Genomic DNA, 20,322 nt, shown 5'->3' on the forward strand with positions numbered 1-20,322 from the left:
ATGACCTCTTTATAAGAGGGCTACTCATCTCAGCTTAGGTGTTAAAAATAACAATTAGGTGACGCTTTTGAGACACTAATGTTGCGGTGACTTGATTCCTTTGATTTAAAGTAATAAACACGTATTAAGTCGTTGTTATTGAGTTGTATCAGGGTATACTGAGTACTAAACAGACAGTCTCTTTAGAGGATGAAAAAATGGATTACAGCACTTCTGATTTATGCGACCACTTTGCCGATGTGGTTGATGTGCTCGAACCTATGTTTATCAATTTTGGTGGACGCCCAAGTTTCAGTGGTCGAGTTAGAACCGTAAAATGTTTTGAGAACAATGAGCTGATCCGCGAAATATTATCAACAGATGGTACCGACAGCGTACTGTTAATTGATGGTGGTGGTTCAACCCGCCGCGCACTAATTGATATTGAGCTGGCTGAAATCGCATTAGAAAATAACTGGCAAGGTATCATTGTATATGGTGCTATTCGCCATGTTGATGACCTTGAAGAATTAGATTTAGGCATTCAAGCAATTGCGTCTATTCCTGTTGCTGCCGACAGTGAAGGAGCCGGTGAAGACGGCATTGGCGTTAATTTTGCGGGTGTCTCATTCTTTGATGGTGACTTTGTTTACGCTGATAGCACCGGCATTATATTATCTGCTGATGAATTAGAGTTCGACGTAATAGAAGAAGACTAAACTCGGTGACTGACTACCTTAAAATTTATGATGAAGCGGCGGTTAAACATTTATGTGTCCGCCGCGCCAACGAACAGAAAGCGTGGCAAGCCCTCGCCCTCCTCGATACACACACAAACGCACCTCAAGCCCTTATCGATGCAAAACAATTCGGCATTCGCTATGTACTCGTTGGCGTGTGTGAAGATATTGGTCCCCGTGCTAATTTAGGCAATGGCGGTTCGCATCAAGCATGGCAAGCTTTTTTAAAACGCTTTCTTAATCAAACTCATAATCAATTTCTAAATCATGAACGCGTGTTATTACTCGGCGAAGTGGAACTTGATGATATAAACCAGCAAGCCGCTCACCTCGATAACAAAAACGACGCTGACTTAGCTCAGCTGCGCCAACTTTGCGCAGATATCGACACCCGCGTTGAGCGCGTACTGGCGATGATCTTTGCTGCAGGTTTAGAACCTATTGTCATTGGTGGGGGCCATAATAACTGCTTAGGAATTTTACGTGCGTTAAGTAAACAGCACGCTAAGCCTGTTAATGCCATTAACTTAGACCCACATGCAGATTTTAGAGAGTGTGAAGGTCGCCACAGTGGTAACGGCTTCAGGTACGCCTATTCTGAAAGTCACCTTGCGCAATATCATGTAATCGGTTTGCACGAGTTTAAAAATAACCAAGCAATTCTGAATGCTCTCAAAGACGCGAACTTCTTGTTTAATAGCTACCAAGATATTCAAGTGCGTCGCACTATCGACCTTTCAACGGCATGCAAACACGCGCTTGCTCGCTTTGACAGCGCCCCCCTTGGCGTGGAAGTAGACCTTGATAGTATTTCACTCATGCCGGTAAGCGCCTACACAAACTGTGGTTTTAGTGTCAGTGATGCTGAGCATTTTGTGCATTTAGCTGCTAGGCATGTTCATGCCAGCTACCTGCATTTATGTGAAGGTGCACCATCGCAACACCCCGTAGGGTTAGAGGCAGGAATAAACGATGCTGGGCAAATCATTACCGCATTAGTTAATGCTTACTTGCAAGCAAGAGAAAGCCTGTAATAAAACGCGCCAAGAGCCGGGTGAGTAACCTCGTTTTTAGGCGCCATGCATGGCGCGTTTGCGCGAAATAAATTTAACGCCTACATTAAACCGTAGGCGTTATGCTTGCATGGCGCGTTTGCGCAGCAACATCTTTTATAAGATTCACGGCTAAAGCCCTTCCTACAAGTGATACACTTCACACGTGGGAGGCGTTTTAACGCCGAAAAGCAAACCTGTTCAACGGTATTAAACAACCATCTCGATTTAGCTTTACTAGCTCCTATCTCGCCTTTCGTAACTCGTTGCTTGTAACCCTTTCACGCCTACATTAAACCGTAGGCGTTATGCTTGCATGGCGCGTTTGCGCAGCAACATCTTTTATATAATTCGCGGCTACAAGTGATGCACACTTCACACGTAGGAGGCGTTTTAACGCCGAAAAGCAAACCTTTTAACTGGCATTAAACAACCATCTCGATTTAGCTGTACTAGCTCCTATCTCGCCTTTCGTAACTCGTTGCTTATAACCCTTTCGCGCGAAATAAATTTCACGCCTACATTAAACCGTAGGCGTTATGCTTGCATGGCGCGTTTGCGCAGCAACATCTTTTATAAGATTCACGGCTAAAGCCCTTCCTACAAGTGATACACATCACACACGTAGGAGGTGTTTTAACGCCGAAAAAGTAAAGCTATTCAACGACATTAAACAACCTTCACGGTATAGCTCGTATCTCGCTTTTCGTAACTCGTTGCTTATAACACTTTTCGCGCGAAATAAATTTCACGCCTACATTAAACTGTAGACGGCATGCTTGCATGGCGCGTTTGCACTATTCACGTTCTAGCCGCCATTGTTTTAGCCAAGACATCATTCCCACACTGCTCAGCGGGTAGCTAAAATAATAACCTTGCGCGGCATATGTATTAAGTGATTTAACAAACTTCAGTTGCTCGAGTGTTTCAACACCTTCACAAATTACTTTAGCATTATTTTGCGTGTGCATATCGACCATACCCGATACTAAGCTGCGCACTTGGGCTTGATGCGCAAAGTCTGCGGTTAATGACGGTGCAACTTTAATGTATTCAACATTAAGGTTAGGTAACTTAGCCAACCAAACGGGGCTGTCTCCCAAGCCATCAACACACACTTTTATACCAATACTATTAAGCCGCGCGACCATGGCTTTACCTTGGTCATCTAACCCCATGAATAAGTCTAACGGACACTCTATAATTAAATCTCCGGGCTCTAAGCAATGCTCAGTTGCGATGCGGTCTACAAACTCTATAAACTCTTCATGAAGCATTTCAGGGCCAAACACATTGATACTCAATGGTAATTGAATGCCTTCCATACGTAAGGCCATTGCAAGCTCTGCGGCACGCTCAATGACAAACGCAGCAACCGGATACCCAAGCCCCGCAACGCGAATATCATCAATAAACTTATTGGCCGCTAATATGCCTTGTTTGGGGTGTTGCCAACGCAGTAAGAGTTCTAAAAACTCAATATGCTCATCACTATTACGAATCACGGGTTGAAAATACAGTTCAAGCTCACTGGCAAAATCAAGATGAGCAAGTTCACGTAATCGGGCTTGTTGCTCTAACTGTTCGATCATCATTTGTGATTGATACGGCACTATCGCTTTATCTGGGTTTGAATCAAGTGCAAGGTAAGCAAAAGAGATTAAATTATCAAAACTGTGATCAGGGTCGTTACAATTCACATAACTGGCACGCACTTTAACTTCAATGGTGCAATTGGCCACATTGAACGGCTTTAATGTCACTTGCCTTATTTGGCTAATTAATTGTTCATGAAGGTGCTTTTGCTCTTCAACCGCGCAAATAAACGCAAAGTTTAATCCACCTAAATGAGCCAGCTTATCGACGCCCCCTGAGCGCCCTTTCATATTCAGAACTGCATCTGAGGTGAGCTGCTGTTTGATACGATTGGCCGATTGAGCCAGTAATAAATCACCAAATTCACGACCTATGTGCTGGTTAACGGTTTCGAATCCTTCGAGGCGAATCACAACCAGCACACAGTTTTTTGAATGCGCTTCACTGTATACTGCGAAGCTTTTTTCTAATCCTTTGCGATCGGGAAGCTCTTTTAGCGGGGTTTTATCTAAATCGTCGTGGCGGCTAGGCTCAACGGGAACTTCTTCGTCTTCTGCGGGCTCTTCGTAATTAAAAAAGCCTGACACACTGAGTATTACTACCGACAATACTAACCAATAAAAGGCAATATCAAGTAAAAAATGCGCAGAAAATAACACGGCAAAACAGAGTGCTGCCGACACACTGAGTGTGATTGCTAACCAGTTGGTCGTTCTAAATGCTTGCCACAGATGAAAGCACAGACTTATGGCCAGTAATAAAATAAGCCAAGGTGACCCTACACTCAGGATTGCTAAGCCTAATACGCCATTAACGACTAGGCTTAACCTTAATACGGGATGATGGGTTACACACAAGGCACATATCATTGCCATAAAAACGGCACCAGCTAAAAAAACTGGTACAACATCACTACTTAAATTTACGAGGCTCGCAGTACTGCTCGCTAAACTGGCAATTAATGACATGTAATCCAAAATGTGTAAAAACTCTCTCTAACTTAGTCTACCCAAAATCCACAGATTTAACAGTTTATTTACGCCAAATTGGTAACTTAATTGCGCAGGATGGGATATTTGCCAATGGGCAATATCGGCACGCGCACCAACTTTAAGCACACCACGATCACTGAGACCTAATGCCCCCGCTGCATTACGTGTTACCCCAGCTAATGCTTGCTCTGGTGTCATACGGAAAATAGTACATGCCATATTCATCATTAAGTGCAATGAACACAAAGGTGAAGTACCTGGGTTAAAGTCAGTAGAAATTGCGATAGGCACGTGGTATTGCTGTAGTAATTCAATCGGCGGGTATTTTGTTTCACGTAAAAAGTAAAAGGCACCCGGCAAGAGCACCGCCGTCGTGCCAGCGCTAGCCATTGCTTTAATACCCGCTTCATCAAGGTGTTCAATATGATCAGCGGATAAGCCATTAAACTCGGCGACTAACGCAGCACCATGTTGATTAGATAACTGCTCAGCATGAAGCTTCACTGGCAGGTTATGCTTTTTAGCCGCTTCAAAAACGCGTCGAGTTTGCTCGTTACTGAAACCTACATTTTCACAAAAAGCATCAACGGCGTCAGCAAGGTTTCCTGCAACCACTTGTTCTAACATCTCGCCGCAGACAAGCTCAATATACTCATCGCTTCGGCCTTTGTATTCTGGCGGTAACGCATGAGCACCTAAGAATGTTGTCTTCACATCGACAGGGTGGTTTTCACCTAATAAGCGAGCAACTTCAAGTAATTTAATTTCGTTTTCACAATCTAAACCATAACCAGACTTAATTTCTACGGTAGTCACCCCTTCGCCGTACAACGCATTTAAGCGCTCTTTCGCTGCAACAAATAGTGTTTCATGGTCGGCTTCGCGTGTGGCGCGAACCGTACTGGCAATGCCGCCACCGTTTGCTGCAATTTGCTCATAACTCACACCTTGCAGACGTTGTTCAAACTCCTCTGCACGGCTACCAGCAAATACAAGGTGAGTGTGACAATCAATTAACCCAGGTGTTAACCATTGCCCTTTTGCAGATACTGTTGGGGTTGCTAACACATCAAATTGTGGCAAGTCAGCCTGTGATCCTAGCCATGCTATTTTGCCGTCTTTTACAGCAATTGCAGCGTGTTCAAGCGCACCATATGGTGCATCAATTGCAGGGTCCATCGTCGCGATATTGGCATCTGTGATCAATAAATCCCAGTGTGCGTGATCATTATTCGTTGTGTGCATTTTTCACCTATACTGATGCGTCGGGTTTGGTCGTTTGAACCCTGTAACTTGAAATTGTTTAAAGTTTAACAACTCACCTTGTATATACAAGAAAATTATGCCACCTTGAAACACACTAAAAAGTTACCAATAACGTTCTCAGCATGAGTGTTCCTAAGTTTGCGCAAATAAAACAATTTATTCTTGAAAATATCCGCGCTGGTCACTGGCAAGAAAATGACCGTGTACCGTCAGAAAATGAGCTAACTAATCAATTTCAAGTGAGTAGAATGACAGCAAGACGCGCTTTATCAGAACTCACCGAAGCCGGTATTTTAACGCGCAATCAAGGGTTAGGCACATTTGTAGCAAGCTTCAAATCGCAATCTTCATTGCTAGAAATAAAAAACATTGCCGACGAGGTAAAAGCACGAAATAGTCACTACAGTTGCACTATTTTGGTTATGGAATCGATACGTGCTATCGCCCCTATTGCCATTGCACTGAGTGTTGAAGTAGACAGCCATGTGTATCGCAGTGTTATTGTGCACAATGAAAACGAGCAACCACTGCAAGTTGAAGAGCGTTTCGTGAACCCTTTACTTGCCAAAGACTACTTACAGCAAGATTTTCACAACCAAACACCGCATGAATATTTATCGCGCGTCGCCCCACTCACCGAGGCACGCCACACGGTTGAAGCCGTTATGCCCAACCCTGAAATGTGTGAATGGCTCAACTTATATAACGAAGAGCCTTGTTTGCAAGTAATCCGCCGAACATGGTCATCACAAGGTATTGTGAGCTTTGCACGTCTTGTTTCACCCGGCAGTAAATACCGATTAGGCGGGCATTTAACCTTTAAAAAATAGCTAAATAGCGTGTTGGTAACTAAAGTTGAGCGCTTTAATGGCTTCACCATTAATAATTCGCTCCCCCACCTCATTGCTGGTAAAAGTAGGCGCTGGATTACCCTTCTCACGGCACTTTTCTCGATAGTAATCAGCTTTAGTTGGGTGAGCAGGGTTAACGACGTTATAAACACTTTGTGCCACAGGCCAATGCGTAATAACACTAAATATTGCGTTAATTACATCTTGCTGATGAACCATATTAACGATTTGCTCACTTGAGCTAGACAACTCTTTACCTGCCACAAATTGTCCCGGCTCACGTTGTGGACCAACTAAACCAGCCAAACGTAATACTTTTCCACCTGCTTTTAATACGGCTTGCTCTGCATCGTATAGCTGTTGCTGACGGTCTGTTTGACACTCAATAATACTTGCTTCGCTGTAAAGCCCATTATCATTAGCATAAACCCCTGTCGACGAGCACAAAATAAAGCCTTTGCAATGCAATGAATCGGCAAGAGCCAGTCCTGCATTTAAGGTCTCTAAATAATTACTTTGCTGTTGCCTACTACGTGGAGGAATAGCACATACCCACCATGCATTTTCAAGGCTAACATCATGCTTAACTTTTCCCTGTTCAAGTAAGAATTGTCTATGAAAATCAAATTGATGTTCACTACTTCGATGTGTGCCTTGCACATCCCACTGTAATTTTTTGGCTTCAAAGCAAAGTGCCTGACCAAGCCACCCAGCACCAAGTACAACTATTTTATTATCAAAATTAACCATTTAATAATATCGCCTTATCTATATGTAATATTTTATTAATAAGCTTCACTATGCAATGTAGCGATTTAGGTGCAAATATGATTAGATAACTAACTCTACCCGATAATAAAAACACGTGCACCTATGTTAAATAACCTTTCTTTACGTAAAAAAATATTATTACTCATCGGCGGAACGATAAGTGTATTACTTATCATCGCGTCTAGTTTTTTTGTGAGCCATATTGCTGACCTATCACGGCAGGCTATCCAACGCGAAGCGGATAGCTACTTACAAAGTGAGCGGCTTTCAATGCAAAGTTACTTTGCCAAATACGGTAAAGTAGTTGAAACCTTTGTAACCAATCCGCACTTAGTAAATTGGTTTGATAATTGGAACAAGCGCGATCAAAGCCTTGAGAACCAACCCGGATACGACAGCGTTAACCAAGACTTTGTGCGTATTAGTGGCAACGACGACAATATTTTATCTGCCTTCTTCGCATCGGCGACAACCGGTGAGTACTTTAAAGAAAACGAACGCACCACCCACTACAATGGCCAGCCTTATTACGCTTATAAACGTGGCTGGTGGCAAGATGCCTTAAAGATCAACAAATTGTATGTTGGTCCTATTTCTGTTGATTTAACCACAGGCAACGCCTCAGCTGTAGTACAGCAACCTGTTTATAATAAACAAAACAAACTGGTTGGTTTTGGGGGGGTTGATTTACAACTTAACAATATCAACGACATGGTTGAAGATATTCGCTTTAACGGACAAGGGTTTGGCTTTTTACTTGATGGCAACCAAAAGGTGGTTCACTTATCTAAGCGCACCGGCCATAAACTGTCTGTGACAGACGAAGGTCCAAACGGCAAAGAAGGTCTTGATGCCCTCGAAAAACAATTTAGTGACACATCAGGCTTCAGCGAATTAAACCGCACCATGAAAAGCAACAAAGACGGCAGTGGTTTTGTCACCCTAAAAGGCGAGCAATATTACGTTGTATACAACCGCCTTGAATTAGAAAGCCCATACCTTGATTGGTATGTGGGTATTTTAATACCAACCAGCATGATCGAAGAGCCAGTAGATGATGCAGTCATGACAACAACGACCTCTGTGATCATCATTTTAGCGATTATTATTGCGATGATCTTCTGGGCTACGCAAATGATCACTAAACCACTGACAAAACTTACTTATATCATGCGTGATATTGCTTCAGGTGATGGTGATTTAACCCAAAAAATCGAAATAAAGAGTCAAGATGAAGTTGGTCAGCTCGCTCACCACATGAATACCTTTATCGATAAATTACGCGCCATGATGCTTAATACAGCAGCCCAAGCTGAGCAGTTAAGCCAAGCGGCTTCACAGCTTAAAATCGTCTCCAAAAAAACCAACGACGAAATTCAGCAAGAAAAACAACAAGTTGACAGTGTTAGCGCCGCAGTAACAGAAATGGCCTCTACGGTACTCGAAATTTCGCGAAATGCGCAACACACCAACAATGCAGCCGAAGAAGTGCAAAGCATTACAGCCGATGGCACCAAGCGTTCAACGCAGGCGCAATCGGTGATGACCGCACTTGCCAGCCACATCGGTGAGGCATCTAAAGTTGTTGCTGGGCTTGAGCAAGAAAGCGGCAATATTGGCGCTGTTGTCGATGTAATCAACTCAATTGCAGAACAAACCAATTTACTGGCACTCAATGCAGCCATTGAAGCGGCGCGTGCAGGTGAGCAAGGGCGAGGCTTTGCGGTGGTTGCTGATGAGGTACGCTCACTGGCAAGTCGTACACAAGAGTCGACCGATGATATTCGTAATATGATCACGCGTTTACAGCAAATAGCTCAAAAAGCATCCACCATGATGCAGCAGGGTCAAGAGCGTGCAGAAGGCTCTGTAGAGCAAACTCAAATTGTACTGCAAGCTCTGCAAGATATTGCAGGCTCAGTGACGAATGTACAAGACCAGAGTCATCAAATTGCGACCTCAACTGAGCAACAAACGGTGGTTGCTGAGGACATTAACAATAGCCTCGCGGCAATTAACCATTTAGTAAATAGTACAGCAGATCATGCACATGAGTTAGCAGACGAAGCACGCGATCTCAATGAGCTAGCTATTTCACTTAATAAAACGGTTAATCAATTTAAGTTGTGATTAGTCATTGAATTGTTCTAGGTGTGTGTTCTTGCTACTTATTATAAGTAACAAATCAGGCACCATGCAGTCGTCAATAAGAAATTTTTAACGCTGCAAACGACAGGTCTAAATCATTCACACTGATTTGAATTGGTATTGAGATAGATTGCAGATGTAATTAAAAACCCGATGTCACCTGAAGATGACATCGGGTTTTTATCGTCAGCCTTCCTTGTTACCTGTGGCGTAACCGCTTTAGTAAGTTCCATAAATAGTTGCCACTGTTGCTCATTCCATGTAGCAACTCCCTTGTTGTTCAGTCCGTGTAATAATTGCGCTTGTACTTGTTCCATTTTGTCACCTCCTTACGCTAGCTTCATCCATATTTGGCTCCTAGCCTAAACCAAAATCCTTGGTGTTTATCCTTTCACTTTATCCATAAAGCGTTGCCATTGTGCGCTTGTCCATAACGCCTTGTTACTTCCTTGCTGTCCTTTGTGCTGTGTTACATTTTCCATACTGTAAATCTCCTTGCAGTGTTGTCATCCATTATTACGTGTGCATTTCCTTGCCGTACACCCATTCCTTTGAACCGTGATTATTATCGCTTACCGATAATATACACAGCATGAATCAAACCTGGAATGTACCCTAATAAGGTTAAAATAATATTAATCCAGAATTGTGCCCCCAAACCTACCTGTAAAAATACGCCAAGAGGCGGAATTAAAACCGAGAAAATAATGCGTATTAAATCCATAACTCACTCCTTGAAAAAGATAAGCCCAGCCAAAGCTGGGCTATAGGGCGTGCTATTATTCAGCAACAATCTTAAGTTCATCGATGACTTTACGCACATCTTCAGCATTTTCAGCAATGCTCACTGCTAATTGCTTTTCTGCATCTGACTTAACCGTACCTTTTAGTGTAACAACGCCTTTATCTGTATCGACATCAATATCAGTGCCGCCTACTTCAGAGTTAAATAAATAACGTGTGGTGATCACTGTACTGATCTTCGCATCAGTTAAGTCACTTTCTACTGAGTCACCTTTATCTGCACTCGCTGCCTTAGACTTCATGTTTTTCACAACCGTTAATTTGTTATCAACAGCAGTTACACCGTCTAGACTAAGTACAAGCTCTTCGGCTAACTCTTTGTCTAATTCACTATCAACTTTACCGGTTAATACAACTTTGCCGTTTTTTACGTCTGTGTTGATATCAAAATTATTTAGGTTAGTGTTCATAAGAAGCACTGTTTCTGCCTTACCATCAATCCAAGCATCTTTACTTTCATTTTCCCAGTTGCTTGCCTGAGCACTCATACTTGTTGCACCAATTACTAACGCAGCAATCATAGTCTTGTTGAATGTATTCATAATCTTTCTCCTTTTGATTAAAGACGAGATAACTAATGCGACTACGATGCCAACTTTTTATTTTTATATTATTCAATAAGTTAAATTGATATTCAGCCATGATTTATATTCGTTTCGGTAATTATTTACAGACAATTCGGTAAGAAGTTCACTCTGTTATAAAAATGACTAATTAATTGTCAATCTTATTAATCTATGGTTAATTTAACGAATGAAAGCCCACATCAAAAAACATAAACCAATGAATATTAATAAAATAATTTTTGGCCTACACTTTGCTTTGTGATTAACATAACTTTAAAACTCAACAGGGAATTATCATGGCCGTCAAACTCGAAGATCGCCCCATCGAGCAAGTAAGAGAAGAAGTAATCGATCAACTTATCTATAACTACAGTCATGCAGTTATTTCAGCAGAAGCATTTGAACGAAGACTAGACCAAGCAATGGAAGCCACCAGCAATGAAGTGTTAATTGAGCTGGTTTCTGACTTAGAGTTAACAGCAGATATTGACTACAAGTCACATAAACACGCGCAGTTTAAACCTCACTATGCACATGGTAGCGATGCAGAAAGCCTGCAACTACGCAGTATTTTAGGTTCCAACGAGCGCAGCGGCCAATGGCTAGTCCCGAAAGAAATTCACCTAACGAACTGTTTAGGCTCAATTGAATTAGACTTTAGTGAAGCCGTTTTTCAGCACCAGCATGTCACCATCTACGTAAACTGTATTTTAGGCAGCGACGAAATCTACGTGCCAGAGCATGTAAATGTAGTGTCAAAATTGTTTAGTGTGGTAGGTAGCGTTGAAAATAAATCGGTTGCACTCAATAAAGGGCAAGGCCCCACAATTACGATTGAAGGTAATGTTTGGCTAGGCTCAGTAGAGATTAAAGTCAAACGCACCATGAAAGAAAAGTTCATCAGCTTTGCCAACAGCCTAAAAGCCAGTTGGAAAGAAATGAATAGAGTGCAATGACGAAATACGAGTTGCGAAACCCCCTCGCGCACAATCAATTTCACGCCTACATTAAACCGTAGGCGTTATGCTTGCATGGCGCGTTTGCGCAGCAACGTCTTTTATAAGATTCGCGGCTAAAGCCACTCCTACAAGTGATATACACTACATGTGGGAGGCGTTTTAACTATACAAGCTCGCATCTCGCTTTTCGTAACTCGTTGCCTATAACCTTTCACGGCTAAAGCCCTTCCTACAAGTGATGCACACTTCACTCGTGGGAGGCGTTTTAACGCCGAAAAAGCAGACCTGTTCAGCGACATTAAACAACCAACTCGGTATAGCCGTACTAGCTCGCATCTCGCTTTTCGTAACTCGTTGCTTATAACCTTTTCACGGCTAAAGCCCCTCCTACAAGTGACACACATCACACACGAGGGAGGTGTTTTAACGCCGAAAAAGCAGACCTGTTCAGCGACATTTAACAACCTTTACGGTTTAGCTCGTATCTCGTAATTCGTCACTCGTTGCTTACACCCTTTCACGGCTAAAGCCCCTCCTACAAGTGATATACACCTCACACGTGGGAGGCGTTTTAACGCCGAAAAGCAAACATTTTCAACGACATTAAACACCCTTCACCGTATAGCTCGTATCTCGTAATTCGTCACTCGTTGCTTACACCCTTTCACGGCTAAAGCCCCTCCTACAAGTGACACACATCACACTCGTGGGAGGCGTTTTAACGCCGAAAAAGCAAACCTTTTAAGCGGTATTAACAACCATCTCGATTTAGCTCGCATCTCGCTTTTCGCAGCTCGTTACCTATAACCCTTTCACGGCTAAAGCCTCCTACAAAAGATACACACTACACTCGTGGGAGGCGTTTTAACGCCGAAAAAGCGAACCTTTTCAGCGACATTAAACACCCTTCACGGTTTAGCTCGCATCTCGCTTTTCGTAACTCGTTACTTATTTCGCTCGTACTTCGCTGCTCGTTTTTTTCATCACTAAAGATCGTTATTTCTTTCACTTGGGATGTCACTGAAATATTCGACAAACTCGACTTCAAAGCCTGCGGGGTCAATAAAATACACGTTTTTTCGGTAAGGGTTTTCAGGGCCTAATTTATCCACTTCGTAGCCTGCATCTACAAGGCGTTCAATCACGGCATTAATATCGTGTGTCACATAAGCAAAGTGAGCAAGGCCCACTTGATGGCCCGATAAATCGCGATTTTCATCTTCACCATTATCGCTGAATGCGATGTACTGGTAATCATCACCAAAGTGCAGCCATTTACGCGGCTTTCCAGACCAGGTGCTGTCGCCTTGGCTTCTTACTCGCCAATGAGGGAACGCGGCTTTATAAAAATGCAGCATGGCGTCAACATTACTTACGACTAGGTTTATGTGTTCTAAATGCATAGCGAATTTCCTTTTAAATTATGAAACTGCCAGTACGATAAAACCTAAAGTTTAGTTGAGGTAAAGCATTTTTTAATAAAAAAGCCCCACTTTATTAAGTGAGGCTTTATGCTGCTTCGTTGCGTGTTAGCTTCCTGCTATCTGCATTTGTTCAATTAGCACTGAGCCCGTTTGAATCCCGCCACGACGCTCAATATCGCCACCCAGCCCGACAACCGCTTTAAACATATCTTTAAGGTTGCCTGCGATTGTTATCTCGCTGACAGGGTATTGAATCTCGCCGTTTTCTACCCAAAAGCCCGCTGCGCCACGCGAGTAATCACCTGTTACCGTGTTGACCCCCTGTCCCATGAGTTCTGTGACTAATAAGCCGGTGCCCATGGTGTTTAACAGCGCTTTTAAATCAGCGTGCGTTTGCTCAACTAACCAGTTGTGGATCCCGCCCGCATGACCGGTTGGTGCCATTGATAATTTACGAGCCGCATAGCTTGCTAATAGGTAAGTTTGCAGCTCACCGCCTTGAATAATTTCATGGTCGACTGTTTTTAAGCCTTCCGCATCAAACGGTGATGAAGCAAGGCCTTTTAATAAATGCGGACGCTCAGAAATATTCACACAATCGCTGAACACTTTGGTGCCTAAACTATCGAGTAAAAAGCTCGATTTACGATAAAGTGCACCACCGCCAATCGCCGACACTAAATGGCCAAATAACGAGTTGGCAATATCTGCTCTAAAAATAACAGGCACTTTCATGGTACCGAGTTTTTGACTATTGAGTTTAGCGAGTGTTTCTGTAGCCGCTTCAAGACCCACTTTTGCAGCATCGTTTAAATCGTCTTTATGGCGAGCAACAGTGTATGCAGAATCACGCTGCATTTGCTCACCTTCTTTGCCAATCACCATGGTGCTTATACTGTGGCGAGTACGCGGGTAACCAGCAATCATGCCATGGCTGTTACCATATACGCGAAGCCCTTGGTGAGACGAAAAGCTCGCACCATCAGAATTTACAATGCGCTCATCAGCATTTAATGCGGCCTGCTCTGCTTGATGACACAACTCAATACCTTGCTCTGGGCTGACATCCCACGGGTGATATAAATCTAAATCTTGTGGTGCAAATTCAAGTAGTTCTTTATCGGCAATACCGTTGAATGGATCGTCAGATGTAAACTTAGCAATATCAATTGCTTTTTCGACCACAGTACGTAACGTTTTTGGGTTTAAGTCGGCGGTTGATGCCGAGCCTTTATTATTACCCACATACACACTGATACCTAAGCCACCATCTTGGTTAAACTCTATTGTTTCAACTTCTCCCATTCGCGTGCTAACAGACAAACCTGACGTGCTCGACATTGCAGCTTCTGCAGCGGTTGCTCCGAGCTTTTTAGCATGCTCAAGAACTTCGCTTACGGCATCTTTCACTTGTGAAATATGTTGATAAATAGGATCTTTCATCTTCGGTGTCCTAGGCTATGATATTTTTTATAGTGTAGCGAATGCTAACACACTGCGAGACGTGCATCAGCTAATATTAATCATTAACTAAATGGCGTATAATAGTGAATAGTTAAGTTTACCGGATGAGCATCCTTATGGCGAAGAAGAAAAAGCCTGCAATTGAAGAAGAAATTATTTACGTATCAAAAAGCGAATTAAAGCGTGAGGCAATGCAATATCACGATCTTGGCGCTGAAATCGCAGGGATGGCTAAAAAGCAACGCGACCGCTTACCATTAAACGACGAGCTTAAAGAAGCCCTCGTCGTTGCAGATAAAGTTAGCGATAAAAGCGATGCTTACCGTCGTAACTTAAACTATATTGCAAAAGTACTACGTACCACTGAAAACGTTGATGAAATTCAAGCCATGATTGACATCATGCTGAACAAGAATAACCAAGCTGACGTATTAATGAATAAAATAGAAAAGCTTCGTGATGACTTGATCAAGCAAGGTGATGACTTAATCAACCCGACTATTGAGCAGTATCCATCGCTTGAGCGTCAAAAAATGCGTCAACTAGTGCGTAATGCAACCAAGGAAGTTAAAGCCGAAAAACCGGCAAAGAGTTACAAAGAGTTATTCCAGTATCTAAAAGATGCGATTATGGTTTAAGTCTCTTTTAATATAAAAAGCCGCTTAATGTAAATTATGCGGCTTTTTTTATAGCCATTTCGGCGTTAAAACGCCTCCTACAATTCCTGTAGGAACGGCTTTAGCCGTGTATGGTAAAATTTAACTATAAATAGATACAATCCCAATAAGGATAATCACGCACATTTTTAACAATTCCAGCCCTCAACGGGTTTGCAATAATGTACCGCGATACGTCTCGTAAATGCTCTTCACTCCGGATCAAAGAATCATAATATCCTGGCTGCCAAATTTTTCTTTTTGGGCTTGCTGACTTGTTTATCAAATATGAACTTTTCCCTTTAACTTCTCTCATTAATGTCGCTAAAGGTACTTTATCTTGTAACTGAAATAACCAATGTAGATGATCAGGCATTACAACGAAGCAAATTGTTCTGGTTTTAATATCTTCTATAGCCTTTAAGGTATTAATTAAGACTCGAGCATTATTAAAGTCAGAAAAATAACAGTTTCTATCAAGAGTTGAAGTTGTAACACTGTAGTAATGAAAGGGAATTGATACCCTATGTTTTCTTAGATTTTGATAATGTGCGGTCATCCATAACCCTCCATTCACTGTATTAAACCTAGCCAAAGATATAACAGAATCAAGATAAATATACATAGAAACGGCTTTAACCGTGAACATTAAATACAATAACCATAAATACTTCGGCGTTAAAACACCTCCTACAATGATATACATACAAAAAAGGCTCTGAGCAAACACTCAGAGCCTTCTTTTCAAACCGTGGTTTATTACCAGATCTTCACACGATCTTCTGGTTTGATATACATTTTGTCGCCTTCTTTCACGTCAAATGCCTCATAGAACTCAGGCATGTTTGAAAGAATACCGATTACACGGTAGTGGCTTGGTGAATGAGGGTCTGTCATTAGACGGTTACGTAACTCTTCATCACGATATTTACGACGCCAGATTTGTGACCAGCCCATAAAGAAACGTTGATCGCCGGTATAGCCGTCAATCACTGGCGCTTTTTCATCTCCAAGTGATAATTGATAGGCCGTATAAGCAACTGTTAAGCCACCTAAGTCACCAATGTTTTCACCAAGTGTCAGCTCACCATTTACGTTTGCATCTTCAAACGGCTTGTACTCATTGTACTGAGCAACAAGTTGACCTGTGCGCTCTTCAAACTGTTTAAGATCTGATTCGCTCCACCAGTTACGTAAGTTACCGTCACCATCATATTTTGCGCCTTGGTCGTCGAAACCATGGCCCAGTTCGTGGCCAATTACCGCACCAATAGCACCATAGTTTACTGCGTCATCGGCTTCTAGGTTAAAGAATGGCGGTTGTAAAATAGCTGCAGGGAATACAATTTCGTTATTCACTGGATTGTAGTAAGCGTTAACCGTTTGTGGTGTCATGTGCCACTCAGAGCGGTCTACCGGCTTACCTATTTTTGCAGTCATGTCTGCAAATTCCCACTCGCTGTAGCGAATGTAGTTACCAACGAGGTCATCACCTTTAATTTCAAGCGATGAGTAGTCTTTCCACTTGTCTGGATAACCAATTTTAGGCGTGAACTTATCAAGCTTCTCTTTCGCAGCAAGTTTCGTTTCAGGGCTCATCCATTCAAGACCTTCAATCGCAACTGCGTAGCCCTTAATTACGTTATCAACCAGCTCTTCCATACGTGCTTTTGCTTCAGGCGGGAAGTTATCTTTAACGTATACTTTACCTAGAATTTCGCCTAACACACCGTTAGACGCATCAACTGCTTTTTTCCACAGAGGTGATTGCTCTGTCACACCACGAAGTGTTGTGCTGTAAAAATCAAAGTTAAGGTCTACTAGCTCTTTATTTAAAAGACCTGCGTAATTGCTCACAAAATGGAATTTAAGGTAGTTCTGCCATGTTGCTAAATCAGTATCGTTATAAATACCTGCAAATTTTTCTAGGTAGCTAGGCTGGCGAACGATTACGTCGTCGGTTTTAACGCCCGATGCATCAAAATACGCAGCTAAATCGAACTCACCCGTCAATTTATTCGCATCAGCAATGCTCATCTTGTTATAAGATTTGGTTGCATCACGGCTTTCAACGCGGCTCCACTGTGCATCTGCAATACTTGTTTCAAGTGCGATGATATTTTTTGCAGCAGCTTCTGCATCAGCAACACCCGCTTTGCTCAAGATAGCAGTAATGTATGCTTCATAGGCTGCGCGAATATTGGTGAATTTTTCATCATCTTTTAAGTAGTAATCACGGTCAGGTAAACCTAGGCCTGATTGGTAAACATACATCGCGTTTTCGCTTGAGTTTTTCGCGTCGTTATTTACGTACCAACCAAATGGTAAGCTTCCGCCTTTAATACGTAACTCAGCCATTAATGTAACGAGGTCTGATTTATTCTTAACTGCGTCAACACTTTCAAGAATTGGCGTTAATGGTTTGATACCCGCAGCTTCGCGGCCCGCTTCGTCCATATAGCTGTTATAGAAAGCAGCTAATTTAGCTTCGTCAGAGCCTGGCTTAACATTTTTATTTGCTGCGGCTTTTTCGAGTACTTCTTTCATCGCTTTTTGCGAATCATCATAAAGCTGAGTGAATGAACCGTAGTTTGATTTATCACCTGGAATTTCTGTTTTTTCTAGCCATTCACCGTTAACGTGATAGTAAAAGTCGTCTTGTGCACGAACAGACTTGTCCATGTTCGCCAGTTCAATACCTGAATCTAAAGGTGCTTTTGCTTCAGTGACGGTTGCCGTTGCAGGTGTTTTAATTTCTTGTTCTTTTTCACCACAACCAACAAGACCAAGTGCAAGCGCAATACTTGCAGCGGTAAGTGTTACTTTTTTCATGGGAGTCCTGTACTTAATTGTTTTTGAAGTATCTATTGAAAAACCATAATAGCAGGTAGTTTTTCGCTACCCCCATAATAAACCTCATATGCAAAACAATAAAATCGAATATGTAACAATTTTTATCAAAAAGGGATGAGCTGCATATTTGAACGATGAAACAAAAAATTAGAGGTTAAAAGATAGAAAATAGAGGTTAGAGGTTAGAGGTTAGAGGTTAGCCACCTTCGCGCGAAATAAATTTCACGCCTACATTAGCTCGCATCTCGCTTTTCGCAGCTCGTTGCTTATAACCCTTTCACGGCTAAAGCCCTTCCTACAAGTGACACACATCTCACACGTGGGAGGCGTTTTAACGCCGAGAAAGCAAACCTTTTCAGCGGTATTAAACAACCTTCACGGCTTAGCTCACATCCAACATCTCGCTTCTCGCAGCTCGTTGCTTACAACCCTTTCACGGCTAAAGCCCTTCCTACAAGTGATACGCATTGCACTCGTGGGAGGTGTTTTAACGCCGAAAAAGCAAACCTGTTCAGCAATATCAAACAACCTTCACGGCTTAGCTCGCATCTCGCTTTTCGCAGCTCGTTGCTTACAACCTCTTCGCGCGAAATAAATTTCACGCCTACATTAAACCGTAGGCGTTATGCTTGCATGGCGCGTTTGCGCAGCAACACCTTTTATAAGATTCACGGCTAAAGCCCTTCCTACAAGTGATACACACTTCAAACGTGGGAGGCGTTTTAACGCCGAGAAAGTAAACCTTTTCAGCAGTATTAAATAACCTTCTCGGTTTAGCTCACATCCAACATCTCGCTTCTCGAAACTCGTTGCTTATAACCCTTTCACGGCTAAAGCCCTTCCTACAAGTGACACACATCACACTAGTGGGAGGTGTTTTAACGCCGAAAAAGCAAACCTGTTCAGCAATATCAAACAACCTTCACGGCTTAGCTCACATCTCGCTTTTCGCAGCTCGTTGCTTATAACCCCTTCGCGCGAAATAAATTTCACGCCTACATTAGCTCGCATCTCGTACTTCGTAACTCGTTGCTTACAACCCTTTCACGGCTAAAGCCCTTCCTACAAGTGACACACACTACACACGTGGGAGGCGTTTTAACTATACAAGCTCGCATCTCGCTTCTCGTAACTCGTAACTCGTTACTTATAACCCTTTCACGGCTAAAGCCCTTCCTACAAGTGATACGCATTGCACTCGTGGGAGGTGTTTTAACGCCGAAAAAGCAAACCTGTTCAGCAATATCAAACAACCTTCACGGCTTAGCTCGCATCTCGCTTTTCGCAGCTCGTTGCTTACAACCTCTTCGCGCGAAATAAATTTCACGCCTACATTAAACCGTAGGCGTTATGCTTGCATGGCGCGTTTGCGCAGCAACATCTTTTATAAAATTCACGGCTAAAGCCCTTCCTACAAGTGATACACATCACACTCGTGGGAGGTGTTTTAACGCCGAAAAAGCAAACCTGTTCAGCAATATCAAACAACCTTCACGGCTTAGCTCGCATCTCGCTTTTCGCAGCTCGTTGCTTATAACCCTTTCACGGCTAAAGCCCTTCCTACAAGTGATACACATCTCTCACGTGGGAGGCGTTTTAACGCCGAAAAAGCAAACCTGTTCAGCAATATCAAACAACCTTCACGGTTTAGCTCGTATCTCGTAATTCGCAGCTCGTTGCTTATAACCCCTTCGCGCGAAATAAATTTCACGCCTACATTAGCTCGTATCTCGCTTTTCGCAGCTCGTTGCTTATTTATCTCGTTGCTTATTTAAAACGTTGCTTTATCTTTTCAACTATTTCGACGTTGGCGGCTGGGAACACGTAGTAATCAAGCTCATTAATGGGTACCCACTTACCTTGCTGACCTTCTGCGCCATGGGCTTCGCCTGTAAAGTTATCAACTATATGAACATCTAAACGCACACATTTATCGCCGTAATCGTGTTCGATAACCATTAATTCATCACTGCCATTAACCGTCAGGTTTACTTCTTCTAATAGCTCACGTTGTAACGCTGCAAACACGCTTTCGCCCTGCTCGACCTTGCCACCAGGGAACTCCCATAAGCCACCTTGGTGTTTATCGTCTGGGCGCTTACAAATAAATAATTGTTGGTCTTTATAAATTACACCGACTGCGACATGCACTATTTTCTTAGTCATTTTATATTTCCTCAATCATAAAAAAAGCGACGCAA

The 20,322-nt window shown here is 42.6% G+C and carries 17 protein-coding genes; 6 read left to right on the forward strand and 11 right to left on the reverse strand.

Translation table 11 applies throughout. The features are described from left to right. The first annotated feature begins 197 nt into the window (after positions 1 to 197). Together rraA and D0907_RS14605 are read left to right on the forward strand one after the other, a co-directional pair. Positions 198 to 698, forward strand: a complete 501-nt coding sequence (rraA, locus tag D0907_RS14600; protein WP_036973221.1) for a ribonuclease E activity regulator RraA — start codon at positions 198 to 200, stop codon at positions 696 to 698. A 5-nt stretch (positions 699 to 703) separates the two neighbouring features. Further along, a complete protein-coding gene (locus tag D0907_RS14605; RefSeq protein WP_118844664.1) occupies positions 704 to 1,753 on the forward strand; it encodes a formimidoylglutamase in 1,050 nt (349 codons plus the stop codon). 815 nt (positions 1,754 to 2,568) lie between these two features. Here the strand turns inward: D0907_RS14605 and D0907_RS14610 are convergent. Continuing rightward, positions 2,569 to 4,242 carry a GGDEF domain-containing phosphodiesterase gene (locus D0907_RS14610; RefSeq protein ID WP_244223153.1) on the reverse strand — a complete coding sequence of 558 codons (1,674 nt, stop codon included), beginning with the start codon at positions 4,240 to 4,242 and terminating at the stop codon, positions 2,569 to 2,571. A gap of 120 nt (positions 4,243 to 4,362) precedes the next feature. Next, positions 4,363 to 5,604 carry an imidazolonepropionase gene (hutI, locus tag D0907_RS14615; RefSeq protein WP_036973224.1) on the reverse strand — a complete coding sequence of 414 codons (1,242 nt, stop codon included), beginning with the start codon at positions 5,602 to 5,604 and terminating at the stop codon, positions 4,363 to 4,365. Between the two features lie 143 nt (positions 5,605 to 5,747). On the opposite strand from hutI, the gene hutC reads away from it, so the two are divergent. Next, a complete protein-coding gene (gene hutC, locus D0907_RS14620; protein WP_036973226.1) occupies positions 5,748 to 6,455 on the forward strand; it encodes a histidine utilization repressor in 708 nt (235 codons plus the stop codon). Here the strand turns inward: hutC and D0907_RS14625 are convergent, their stop codons facing one another. After that, positions 6,456 to 7,226, reverse strand: a complete 771-nt coding sequence (locus tag D0907_RS14625) for a Rossmann-fold NAD(P)-binding domain-containing protein (RefSeq protein WP_118844666.1) — start codon at positions 7,224 to 7,226, stop codon at positions 6,456 to 6,458. Between the two features lie 123 nt (positions 7,227 to 7,349). On the opposite strand from D0907_RS14625, the gene D0907_RS14630 reads away from it, so the two are divergent. Next, entirely contained in the window at positions 7,350 to 9,377 is a 2,028-nt protein-coding gene (locus tag D0907_RS14630) for a methyl-accepting chemotaxis protein (RefSeq protein WP_074989330.1), read from the forward strand. A 113-nt stretch (positions 9,378 to 9,490) separates the two neighbouring features. On the opposite strand, the gene D0907_RS14635 is transcribed toward D0907_RS14630, so the two are convergent. The 3 genes from D0907_RS14635 to D0907_RS14645 all read right to left on the reverse strand — a co-directional run bounded on the left by D0907_RS14635 (position 9,491) and on the right by D0907_RS14645 (position 10,741). Then, positions 9,491 to 9,712, reverse strand: a complete 222-nt coding sequence (locus D0907_RS14635; RefSeq protein ID WP_036973229.1) for a hypothetical protein — start codon at positions 9,710 to 9,712, stop codon at positions 9,491 to 9,493. A gap of 248 nt (positions 9,713 to 9,960) precedes the next feature. Continuing rightward, a complete protein-coding gene (locus D0907_RS14640; protein ID WP_036973230.1) occupies positions 9,961 to 10,119 on the reverse strand; it encodes a YqaE/Pmp3 family membrane protein in 159 nt (52 codons plus the stop codon). 55 nt (positions 10,120 to 10,174) lie between these two features. After that, positions 10,175 to 10,741, reverse strand: a complete 567-nt coding sequence (locus tag D0907_RS14645; protein WP_036973231.1) for a BON domain-containing protein — start codon at positions 10,739 to 10,741, stop codon at positions 10,175 to 10,177. Between the two features lie 320 nt (positions 10,742 to 11,061). Here D0907_RS14645 and D0907_RS14650 point away from each other — a divergent pair, with 320 nt between their 5' ends. Further along, positions 11,062 to 11,721: a LiaF domain-containing protein gene (locus D0907_RS14650; protein ID WP_074989329.1), complete on the forward strand. Its 660-nt coding sequence runs from the start codon at positions 11,062 to 11,064 to the stop codon at positions 11,719 to 11,721. Positions 11,722 to 12,710: 989 nt separating this feature from the next. Here D0907_RS14650 and D0907_RS14655 read toward each other — a convergent pair. After that, the gene (locus D0907_RS14655; RefSeq protein ID WP_118844667.1) at positions 12,711 to 13,127 is read right to left on the reverse strand and encodes a VOC family protein; all 417 of its coding nucleotides are present in this window, start codon (positions 13,125 to 13,127) and stop codon (positions 12,711 to 12,713) included. Positions 13,128 to 13,253: 126 nt separating this feature from the next. Beyond that, a complete protein-coding gene (gene pmbA / locus D0907_RS14660; RefSeq protein ID WP_118844668.1) occupies positions 13,254 to 14,591 on the reverse strand; it encodes a metalloprotease PmbA in 1,338 nt (445 codons plus the stop codon). Between the two features lie 137 nt (positions 14,592 to 14,728). Between pmbA and yjgA the strand changes: the two genes are divergently transcribed. Next, positions 14,729 to 15,250 carry a ribosome biogenesis factor YjgA gene (yjgA, locus tag D0907_RS14665; RefSeq protein WP_036973236.1) on the forward strand — a complete coding sequence of 174 codons (522 nt, stop codon included), beginning with the start codon at positions 14,729 to 14,731 and terminating at the stop codon, positions 15,248 to 15,250. Between the two features lie 124 nt (positions 15,251 to 15,374). Here the strand turns inward: yjgA and D0907_RS14670 are convergent, their stop codons facing one another. The 3 genes from D0907_RS14670 to mutT form a co-directional block, all read right to left on the reverse strand. Next, positions 15,375 to 15,974, reverse strand: coding sequence for an REP-associated tyrosine transposase (locus tag D0907_RS14670; protein WP_083633657.1), 600 nt, complete (start codon positions 15,972 to 15,974; stop codon positions 15,375 to 15,377). A gap of 53 nt (positions 15,975 to 16,027) precedes the next feature. Continuing rightward, positions 16,028 to 18,100, reverse strand: coding sequence for a M13 family metallopeptidase (locus D0907_RS14675; RefSeq protein ID WP_075593943.1), 2,073 nt, complete (start codon positions 18,098 to 18,100; stop codon positions 16,028 to 16,030). A 1,788-nt stretch (positions 18,101 to 19,888) separates the two neighbouring features. After that, positions 19,889 to 20,287 carry an 8-oxo-dGTP diphosphatase MutT gene (gene mutT / locus D0907_RS14680; RefSeq protein ID WP_065979523.1) on the reverse strand — a complete coding sequence of 133 codons (399 nt, stop codon included), beginning with the start codon at positions 20,285 to 20,287 and terminating at the stop codon, positions 19,889 to 19,891. Positions 20,288 to 20,322 lie beyond the last annotated feature (35 nt).

It is taken from the genome of Pseudoalteromonas lipolytica (genome assembly GCF_003515105.1).
GTDB lineage: Bacteria > Pseudomonadota > Gammaproteobacteria > Enterobacterales > Alteromonadaceae > Pseudoalteromonas > Pseudoalteromonas lipolytica.

Excerpts from the sequence above, each read along its gene's own strand:
- D0907_RS14610 (WP_244223153.1), bottom strand. The coding sequence starts at position 4,242 with ATGGCAATGATATGTGCCTTGTGTGTAACCCATCATCCCGTATTAAGG.
- mutT (WP_065979523.1), bottom strand. The coding sequence starts at position 20,287 with ATGACTAAGAAAATAGTGCATGTCGCAGTCGGTGTAATTTATAAAGAC.
- yjgA (WP_036973236.1), top strand. The coding sequence starts at position 14,729 with ATGGCGAAGAAGAAAAAGCCTGCAATTGAAGAAGAAATTATTTACGTA.
- hutI (WP_036973224.1), bottom strand. The coding sequence starts at position 5,604 with ATGCACACAACGAATAATGATCACGCACACTGGGATTTATTGATCACA.
- D0907_RS14630 (WP_074989330.1), top strand. The coding sequence starts at position 7,350 with ATGTTAAATAACCTTTCTTTACGTAAAAAAATATTATTACTCATCGGC.
- rraA (WP_036973221.1), top strand. The coding sequence starts at position 198 with ATGGATTACAGCACTTCTGATTTATGCGACCACTTTGCCGATGTGGTT.
- D0907_RS14625 (WP_118844666.1), bottom strand. The coding sequence starts at position 7,226 with ATGGTTAATTTTGATAATAAAATAGTTGTACTTGGTGCTGGGTGGCTT.
- pmbA (WP_118844668.1), bottom strand. The coding sequence starts at position 14,591 with ATGAAAGATCCTATTTATCAACATATTTCACAAGTGAAAGATGCCGTA.
- D0907_RS14645 (WP_036973231.1), bottom strand. The coding sequence starts at position 10,741 with ATGAATACATTCAACAAGACTATGATTGCTGCGTTAGTAATTGGTGCA.
- D0907_RS14635 (WP_036973229.1), bottom strand. The coding sequence starts at position 9,712 with ATGGAACAAGTACAAGCGCAATTATTACACGGACTGAACAACAAGGGA.
- hutC (WP_036973226.1), top strand. The coding sequence starts at position 5,748 with ATGAGTGTTCCTAAGTTTGCGCAAATAAAACAATTTATTCTTGAAAAT.
- D0907_RS14655 (WP_118844667.1), bottom strand. The coding sequence starts at position 13,127 with ATGCATTTAGAACACATAAACCTAGTCGTAAGTAATGTTGACGCCATG.
- D0907_RS14670 (WP_083633657.1), bottom strand. The coding sequence starts at position 15,974 with ATGTATATCATTGTAGGAGGTGTTTTAACGCCGAAGTATTTATGGTTA.
- D0907_RS14640 (WP_036973230.1), bottom strand. The coding sequence starts at position 10,119 with ATGGATTTAATACGCATTATTTTCTCGGTTTTAATTCCGCCTCTTGGC.
- D0907_RS14675 (WP_075593943.1), bottom strand. The coding sequence starts at position 18,100 with ATGAAAAAAGTAACACTTACCGCTGCAAGTATTGCGCTTGCACTTGGT.
- D0907_RS14650 (WP_074989329.1), top strand. The coding sequence starts at position 11,062 with ATGGCCGTCAAACTCGAAGATCGCCCCATCGAGCAAGTAAGAGAAGAA.